This is a genomic window from Sulfurimonas sp., from assembly GCF_023228785.1.
Taxonomy (GTDB): domain Bacteria; phylum Campylobacterota; class Campylobacteria; order Campylobacterales; family Sulfurimonadaceae; genus Sulfurimonas.
The window spans coordinates 1-8,394 of the sequence record NZ_JALOAN010000057.1 but is presented as its reverse complement, the minus strand read 5'-3'; the positions used below and the strand labels follow the sequence as shown (position 1 = coordinate 8,394).

Sequence of the window (8,394 nt, the reverse complement as noted above, 5' to 3'; positions counted from 1 at the left end):
TCTCTAGCATCTCATGGCGCGAGGTTTGGAAGTATGGAGAGAGAGCATTTCGCTACACTCAACTAGATGTTGGACACGCTTGGCAGGCTTTTGTAGTCTCTGCAAAAATGCTTGGATATAGAGTCACAAGACTTGATAGTGTGATCGATACTGATATCTCAACTCTCTTAGGACTCTCTCAAAAGGATAGGTTTTTTGAGGAGGAAACTCCTGATATGCTCTTTGTTATCTCGCATAAAGACATAACTCCAGATCTCTGTATAGATCTACTCATAGAGAGTACTCCTTTAAGATTTCAAGGCATTGCAAACAGATTAAGTCCTTCGATGCAAGAGTGGGATATCATCCCAGCAATAGAAGAAGCAACTTCACAAGCTCAAATTTCTAGACCTACAACTTTAAAAAGCAACATAACAAGATCTCCAAGTAAAGAGTCAAAAGATGTAGTTTTAAATAGACGAAGTGTTCATGTGATGGATAAATCAAGCATCACAAAAGAGCAATTTCACACTTTATTAAAGTCTGTGCTTTATTCACAAGATGCTAAAGAAAATTCAGCTCACTTAGCTATTTTTATACATAGAGTTGAAGATTATAAAAGTGGGCTATATATACTTCTAAGAGATCCTAAAGTTAAAGAAGAACTAGTTCAAGAGATGGATCCAAAATTTAGCTGGATCCATACAGAGTTCGAGCATTTATATCTGCTTGATTTAGGAGATTTTAAATCTATTTCAAAAGCCATAAGTTGTTCTCAAGACATTGCAAGTGATGGTGCTTTTTCTCTTAGTATGCTGTGCGATTTTACAAATGAGCTTCAAACTTATGGAGCACATAGATATAAAGAGCTTTACTGGGAGTGTGGAGCTATAGGGCAACAACTCTATCTTGAAGCCACTTCTATGGGACTATCTGGAACTGGAATAGGATGTTTTTTAGATGATGAGATTCATGAGGTACTAGGACTTAAGGGCAATCGCTATCAAGTTTTATATAACTTTACTCTAGGGCGTGGATATGTAGATAGTCGCATATTAACGCGACCTGCATATTAAATATTACGCACTAAAGAGTGCGTAATTTATTTTATTTTTTCTAAAATAGAATCAACTGAGAAACCAAACTTAAGAAAAAGTTGTTCTGCTGGAGCTGACGCACCAAAAGTGTCCATTGCAATAACTTCATCGGCTAGTTTGTACCACTCTAAACCACGAGCAGCTTCTATAGCCACCTTTCTTGTAAGTGGCTTTATTATAGAGTCTATATAAGCATCGCTTTGTTCAATAAAAAGATCATAACAAGGAATAGATGCAACATTTACTTTTACACCCATAGAGTTTAGCTTCTCTTTTACTTTAAGAGCTAGTTCTACTTCACTTCCACTAGCCATAAGCGTAATACTTGAGTCTTCATCAAATGAGACTAAATATCCCCCGCGACTAATAGATCCAGTCACAGCTCTTGGGAGTATAGAGAGGTTTTGGCGAGAACACACAAATGCTGATGGAGACTTTTTCATCTCTAACGCAACTCTCCATGCTTCAACATTCTCAACTCCATCAGCAGGACGCCAAACATAAAAGTTTGGAAGTGCGCGGAATTGTGAGAGGTGCTCTATTGGTTGGTGAGTTGGTCCATCTTCACCAACTCCAATGCTATCATGTGTCCAGATAAAAAAGTGTTGTATTCCACTTAGTGCAGCTAGTCTTGCAGCTGGTTTTAAGTAGTCTGAAAAGACAAAAAATGTAGCTGAAAATGGTATGAGTGGACCATAAAGAGCCATCGCATTTACGATAGATGCCATAGCGTGTTCACGAATACCAAAGTAGATATTTCTACCCTTAGGAAAAATCCCCATCTCATTTAAATTTGTCTTATTTGATGGACTTAGATCTGCTGAACCTCCCAAAAAGTTTGGAAGGGCTTTTGCGATTGCGTTCATAATCTTGCCATTTGTAGATCTAGTTGCATCTGCTTTTTCAAATGTTGGATATTCAATGCGAGAGAAGTCAGGATTTAAAAATCTATCTAGTGCTTCATTTTGCTCCATCAGAGGAAGAGTTTTTAGACTATGTAGCCACTCTCTCTCAAGTAGATCTCCTTTTTCTATAGCACATCTAAATCTAAGCATTACATCCGCGTCTACAAAAAACTTCTTACTTGGATCAAACCCAGCATCTGTTTTTGCTTTAGCAATTACATCATCTCCTAGTGGAGCACCATGAGAGTTAGCAGATCCTTCTAAAATCCCAGCACCCTTAGCAATTACAGTATTTGCTATAATAATAGTCGGCTTTTTATTAGCTTTTGCCTTAGTTAACGCTACATCTATTTCTTCAAAATTATGACCATCACACTCTATAGCGTCCCAGCCTTGAGACTCAAATCTACCACGAATATTTTCTGAAATACTAAGATCCGTAGATCCCTCAATCGTTATACGGTTTGAGTCATATATAAGAATTAAATTATCAAGTTTGTTATGTCCAGCGATAGAGCAAGCCTCATAAGAGATCCCCTCTTCTAGATCTCCATCTCCACATAGACAGTAAACATTGTGATCTATCACTTTTGCAGTGTCTGAGTTTAGTTGTTCGCCTAAAAACTTAGATGCCATAGAAAAACCAACTGCATTAGCAATACCTTGACCTAGAGGTCCTGTAGTAATCTCTATGCCTTTAGTATGACCAAATTCTGGGTGTCCAGGTGTTTTAGAGTCTAGTTGGCGAAAGTTTTTAAGATCCTCTACTTCAAGCCCATATCCCCAAAGATAATAAAGAGAGTAGATAAGCCCAGTTGCATGACCGCCTGAAAACACTAGTCTATCGCGGTTTAACCACTCTGGATTTTTAGGGTTATGATTTAAATGCTCACTCAAAACTACTGCAATATCTGCAAGCCCCATTGGAGCACCTGGATGTCCTGAGTTTGCCTCTTGAACCATATCTGCTGCTAAAAACCTTATACTATCTGCCATCTTTTTGCGAATTATATTACCCATTGTAGTTATGCCTTTTTTATTTATGTCTGTTTATATATTGTATAAGTAGAGGGGAGAGTTCTCTCTTTAAATTTTCATCAAAACTCTCAAGCGCGTCACTAAGCTCAAGAGCTAGCGTATCGGCTTCTTTTATTGACTCATCTAGTCCTAAAATAGTTACAAAACTGTTTTTGTCACCATCGTTGTTTGTTAGCTTTCCAGCTTCTTGTGAACTTTGTGTTACATCCAATATGTCATCTTGGATCTGAAAAAGAAGTCCTAACTTTATGCCAAACTCATAAAGCAACTCAGCTAATTCCTCACGACCTACAATAATAGCTCCCATCTTAAGTGATGCGGCTATTAATTTTGCGGTTTTGTTTGTATGAAGAGTTTTTATATCTTCAATGCTTAGTGGTTTATTTTCAAAGTAACAATCAATAGCTTGACCCAAAACCATTCCATTTAACCCACCATTTTTTGCAAGAGCGTTTATTAACTTTACTCTTGTGTAGTCTGAAAATGGTGCATTTGCTAAGATCTCAAACGAGTAAGTGTTTAAAGCGTCCCCAACAAGTATAGCGGTTACTTCATCATACAAGATATGCAGGGTTGGTTCTCCACGGCGAAGTGGCGAGTCATCCATAGCAGGTAGATCATCGTGAATTAGCGAATAAGTATGAAGCATCTCAACTGCCAAAGCCGCGTGTCTTGCACCTTCACTCATTAAGGGGTTATAAGCTTTAACAACTCCTAAAAGAAGAGCAGGTCTAAAGCGTTTACCGCCAGCTCTTAACATCTGTTGCAGGGCTTTCTCATATGTTGGATGGATACTTTTTGATCTTGGTAAATTCTCTAGTAAAAAAGCTTCAAATTTTTGCATGTGAAATTATATATAGACTCTTGTTAAATGGGGATTAATTAGCACTACTATCCACCACTTCCCAAGCACTCTTTGTCTCTATCTCGCCCTTGATGTTTACAAAAAACTCAAAACCATCTCTTAAAAACAGTAAAGACACAGCATAGTTAAACTCATTTAAGTGAGTTGCAATATCTCTAGTGGAACTAACTTTTTTACCATTTACCTGAATAAGTCTATCCCCAACTTTAAGTCCATAACCATCAAAACTATCTCTGATTTGTGTAATGCCAAGGTTTGGTGAGAAGTAGATCCCTTTTTGTTCTAAAAAAGTATCACTAACATATCCACCGCCATATCTCTTGTTTACTCGTACTTTAAAAGTATGGTATTTCGAGCCTCTTTTTACTTTTAAACTCTTAAATGTGCCCACCTTGCAAAACAAGATCTGGCGCATAAAAGTAGCTGAGTTATAGACTTTTTTACCATCTAGGCTTACTACTATATCGCCAACTTTAAAAGGATTCTTTTTATAAAAAGGGTCTACTCTATCTATTGTAACTTTTTTCTTCGCATCAGATACTCTAATACCAACATCACCATAATCGCTAGAATTTGAACTTAGAAATCTCTCTAAGTAGACTTTTTCTATGATGCCTCTACTCGTTACTACTCCCTCAAAAGTACAGCAACTATTTAAAAGAAGAGCTGGAACTTGAGTCTTTTGGCTAAACGTTGCAAAGTCATTTAAGCCAACTTGTCGTTTTTGTATCTTTCCCTCTATTGCACTTTTTTCATCTACAGATGCAACGCCTAACAATAGATGATTATTTATATTAAATGGGTGTTTGAACTTATCTTTTGCTTCTACAAGGTAGAGATTTAAAAAAACATCATGTTTTAAAATTTTTGCATTTGGCTGATGAGCTGAATGTATAAGTCTTTTATTATTTGCTACGGCAACACTTATAGTAGAGTTTTGTATGGCTTTTGAGTGGGTTATTTTAAGTTTGCAAGAGTCATATCCACCTTTGCAGGCGAAGAGGTTTAAAAAAAGAAGGCTAAGTGCAAAAGCAAGTCTTAGCACTACTTAGCTCCAAAAGGGTTTATACCACCCATTGAACCTAACATTCCTAAAGCACTATTTTGTTGGTTTTGTAAAACCATTTTATTTGCGTCATTTATTGCCCCAATGATGAGGATCTGCAGTGAGTCTTTGTCACCCATAAGTGAGTCATCAATGTTTAGATCTATAACTTCTCCCTTACCATTAACACTAAGCTCAACCATCCCACCGCCACTCTTTACACTAAAAGTTTTAGACTCTAGTTCAGCTTGAAGTTTTGCCGCATTTTCTTGCATACCTTCAAGCATCTTGCTCATATCGCCCATTTTACTAAACACTATATCATCTCACAAATCAGCAACAAGTCACTGATTTGCTCAGTCACTAAAGCTTCGCCTTTCGGCGAGAATTTATTACATTTCATTTATATCATCTCACTCTATTTTTAGATACTATCCGCTATATAGTCAATGTTATTATCATCATCTAAGATAACAACCTTTGGCTTGTAGTTTTCTAGCTCATCTTCACTATAAGTTGCATATGCAACGATAATTATCTTATCACCTTTATGAACTTTTCTAGCAGCTGCGCCATTTAAGCAAATATCTCTTTTTCCTCGCTCACCCAAGATAATGTAAGTAGAAAATCGTTCACCATTGTTAACATTTAAAATCTCAACCTTTTGTCCAACCCTCATCTTAGAAGCCTCTAAAAGTTCCTCATCTATAGTAATAGAGCCAACATAGTTTAAGTTAGCGTCTGTAACAGTAGCACGGTGGATCTTGCTGTACAACATATCTATTGTCATAAATCTTCCTACATTCCCATCTGTTTTTTCATATTAGCAGGAGTTATTGGCTCATCCCACTGCTCTTTATCTATCACATACTCTTCTACTACATTTCCGCCAATAATATGTTCTTCAACTATTCTATCAATTTTTTCTTTATTAAGATGCGCATACATCACATGTCCAGGTTCTACGAGCATAACAGGCCCTGATGAACAGCGGTTCATACATGAAGTACGAATCGGTTGCACAGTTCCCATAATCCCCTCTTTCATGAGTTTTTGTGCTAAGTGTTGAAACAAATCTTGAGTCTCTGGAGTTACACATGATGGTTTTGGCATACCCGGTGGAGCTGTTTGCTCACACTTAAACATATAAAATGCTGGTTGAGGAATTCCCATAAATAATATCCTTAAATTTTTGACGAAATTATAACAAAAATATAGCTATTAATTATCATAGCACAAAATAAGTTTGTTTTTTTAAGCTTGAGAGTAACTTTTTGGTTATAATTGCTGCTTCAACCTTATAAAATATAAAAGGTCATAAACTTGAAAAAATACTACTATTTACCGAGGATAAAGTCTATGCTGAACTTAGATAGAAGTTGTTTCAACACAAGATCTTAAATATGAATTTTAAAAATATTGAACAAAAAGTTCTCTCTCTTTGTCCATACATCAAAGAAATTTTTATAGAAAAAAAAGATGGCAAACTCTTTGCCACTATTGTGCCAAATTTTGAGACTTTAAAGTCTGCAAATATTATAAATATAGAGAGTGAGATCCGCTGGTATGGAGTTGAGCTTTATAACTTAGAAGCACAGGAGTCTCAAAAGATTTTAGGCTATGAGATCTTAAAAGAGGTACAAAATGAGAGAAAAGAGAGAGAGCCAAATGATGAGATATACCAGAGTCTAAAATCATTTCTTTACAAGATGTCTCAAAAACAAGTCAGATCTAACTCTCACTTAGAGCTAGATCTAGGACTTGATTCACTTGACTATGTGGAACTCTTTGTCTTTATAGAACAGAGTTATGGGGTTTATATAGATGAGAAGATCTTCTCTCATGCTATGGTTTTAAAAGATCTATATAGCTATATAAAGAGTCATAAAGCCTTTGTAAAACCATCTAGAGTTGATTGGGGAGATATCTTAAATGAAGAAAAAGATGATAAATTAATCTTCTCACCTATCAATATGTTTCTCTATAAAACGCTTCTATACCCACTCTTTAGACTATATTTTAGCCTTGAAGTAAAGGGCATTGAAAATATTCCAAAAGGCTCTTGCATCATAGCTCCAAATCATCAAAGTATGTTAGATGGCTTTTTGATAGAGTCTACACTTCCCTACTCTGTACTTAAAAACACTTTCTTTTTAGCATTTACACAAGTCTTTGGAACAAAACTTCTTCACCCCATCGCTACATATGGACAAACAATCCTTATAGATGCAAACATAGATCTAAAAGATACGATGCAAAGAGCTGCACTTCCGCTAAAGATGGGTAAAAACTTAGTGATTTTTCCCGAAGGTGCAAGAACAAGGGACAGAAAACTCTTAGAGTTTAGACCTTTTTTCGCAATGCTCTCTTCTATACATAGTGTTCCTATAGTCCCAGTTATTATAGATGGTAGTTTTGAAGCACTTCCTAGCGGAAAATTATTTCCAAGACCAAAGAAGATAAAGTTGCAATATTTAGAGCCAATATATCCAAAAGATATGAGCTATGATGAACTTACACAACTTGTAAAATCTTCTATAGAGAAAAATCTATGAGCTTTTTAGAACTCTTTAAATCTTCTCCTCTTATAGCAGCACACAGAGGTTTTAGCCATTTTAACCCAGAAAATACCCTAAGAGCTTTAGAGTTTAGTCTTGGGTGTTGTGATTTTATAGAGATAGATGTGCAATTAAGTAGTGATAAAAGAGCTATTATCTTTCATGATGAAGATCTTCAAAGAACTACAAATATAGGTAGATCTATAAAAGTTTATGAGCTTAGTTACAAAGAGCTATCTAAGCTTGATTATGGGAGTTGGTTTGATGGAGTATATGAACCTCTGCTAGATCTAGAGACTACCTTAGAATTTGCAAAAAAACATAATATGCCACTAAATATAGAACTAAAAGATATAAGCGAGTTTTACACAGATGTGGAGTTTGTCTCAATTGTATTGGATCTAATTGAGAGCTTTGAGATGCAAGAAAATATTCTTCTCTCCTCTTTTAGGCATAAGTACTTAGCTCTTATAAAAGAGATTAAACCAAATATTTTAACTGCGGCTTTAGTCGAAGATAGACTTCCAAAAAACCCTATAGAGTATCTAAGATCTTTGGGTGCAAAGGCTTACAACATAAGCGATAACTTAGCAGATCTAAAAACTATAGAGATCCTAAAAGAGAGCGGTATCTTTGTAAATGTTTACACAATAAATGATGAAAAAAGAGCTAAAGAGCTCTTTGAAATGGGAATAAATGCTATCTTTAGCGATAAGTTGATGAAATCGTAAAGCCACATAAGTCCTTCCAAAGCGAGATTTCCAACTAGTTCCAATTCTCAGAGACTGTGAAAGAACTTTCTAAAAGAACTCTTAAATAAGGGTTCTTTTAATCCCTAAAATGGTACAATACCGTCATAAAACTTCGTAATATAGGGCTTTGATGAGTAGTAATTATAAAGAAGGCT

General features: G+C 35.8%; 9 protein-coding genes. 3 read left to right on the top strand and 6 right to left on the bottom strand.

From position 1 onward, the window contains the following. Positions 1-1,055, top strand: a 1,055-nt coding sequence (locus M0Q24_RS10920; protein WP_295050588.1) for a nitroreductase family protein, incomplete at its 5' end; no start/stop codon positions are given. A 26-nt stretch (positions 1,056-1,081) separates the two neighbouring features. On the opposite strand, the gene tkt is transcribed toward M0Q24_RS10920, so the two are convergent. The 6 genes from tkt to M0Q24_RS10890 all read right to left on the bottom strand — a co-directional run bounded on the left by tkt (position 1,082) and on the right by M0Q24_RS10890 (position 6,102). Next, positions 1,082-3,001, bottom strand: a complete 1,920-nt coding sequence (tkt, locus tag M0Q24_RS10915) for a transketolase (RefSeq protein WP_295050586.1) — start codon at positions 2,999-3,001, stop codon at positions 1,082-1,084. 16 nt (positions 3,002-3,017) lie between these two features. After that, on the bottom strand, positions 3,018-3,863 hold the full coding sequence (locus M0Q24_RS10910) for a polyprenyl synthetase family protein (RefSeq protein WP_295050584.1): 846 nt from the start codon (positions 3,861-3,863) through the stop codon (positions 3,018-3,020). A 34-nt stretch (positions 3,864-3,897) separates the two neighbouring features. Then, complete coding sequence (locus M0Q24_RS10905; RefSeq protein ID WP_295050582.1) at positions 3,898-4,929, bottom strand: PDZ domain-containing protein; 1,032 nt, start codon at positions 4,927-4,929, stop codon at positions 3,898-3,900. After that, complete coding sequence (locus tag M0Q24_RS10900) at positions 4,929-5,234, bottom strand: YbaB/EbfC family nucleoid-associated protein (protein ID WP_295050590.1); 306 nt, start codon at positions 5,232-5,234, stop codon at positions 4,929-4,931. Before M0Q24_RS10900 ends, M0Q24_RS10905 begins: the two co-directional genes overlap by 1 nt. Positions 5,235-5,353: 119 nt before the next feature. Continuing rightward, positions 5,354-5,719: an aspartate 1-decarboxylase gene (gene panD, locus M0Q24_RS10895; RefSeq protein ID WP_295050580.1), complete on the bottom strand. Its 366-nt coding sequence runs from the start codon at positions 5,717-5,719 to the stop codon at positions 5,354-5,356. 8 nt (positions 5,720-5,727) lie between these two features. Then, on the bottom strand, positions 5,728-6,102 hold the full coding sequence (locus tag M0Q24_RS10890) for a (2Fe-2S) ferredoxin domain-containing protein (protein WP_295050578.1): 375 nt from the start codon (positions 6,100-6,102) through the stop codon (positions 5,728-5,730). A gap of 230 nt (positions 6,103-6,332) precedes the next feature. Between M0Q24_RS10890 and M0Q24_RS10885 the strand changes: the two genes are divergently transcribed. Both M0Q24_RS10885 and M0Q24_RS10880 read left to right on the top strand, forming a co-directional pair. After that, positions 6,333-7,484 carry a 1-acyl-sn-glycerol-3-phosphate acyltransferase gene (locus tag M0Q24_RS10885; protein ID WP_295050576.1) on the top strand — a complete coding sequence of 384 codons (1,152 nt, stop codon included), beginning with the start codon at positions 6,333-6,335 and terminating at the stop codon, positions 7,482-7,484. After that, on the top strand, positions 7,481-8,218 hold the full coding sequence (locus M0Q24_RS10880; RefSeq protein WP_295050574.1) for a glycerophosphodiester phosphodiesterase family protein: 738 nt from the start codon (positions 7,481-7,483) through the stop codon (positions 8,216-8,218). Before M0Q24_RS10885 ends, M0Q24_RS10880 begins: the two co-directional genes overlap by 4 nt. The last annotated feature ends 176 nt before the right edge of the window (positions 8,219-8,394 follow it).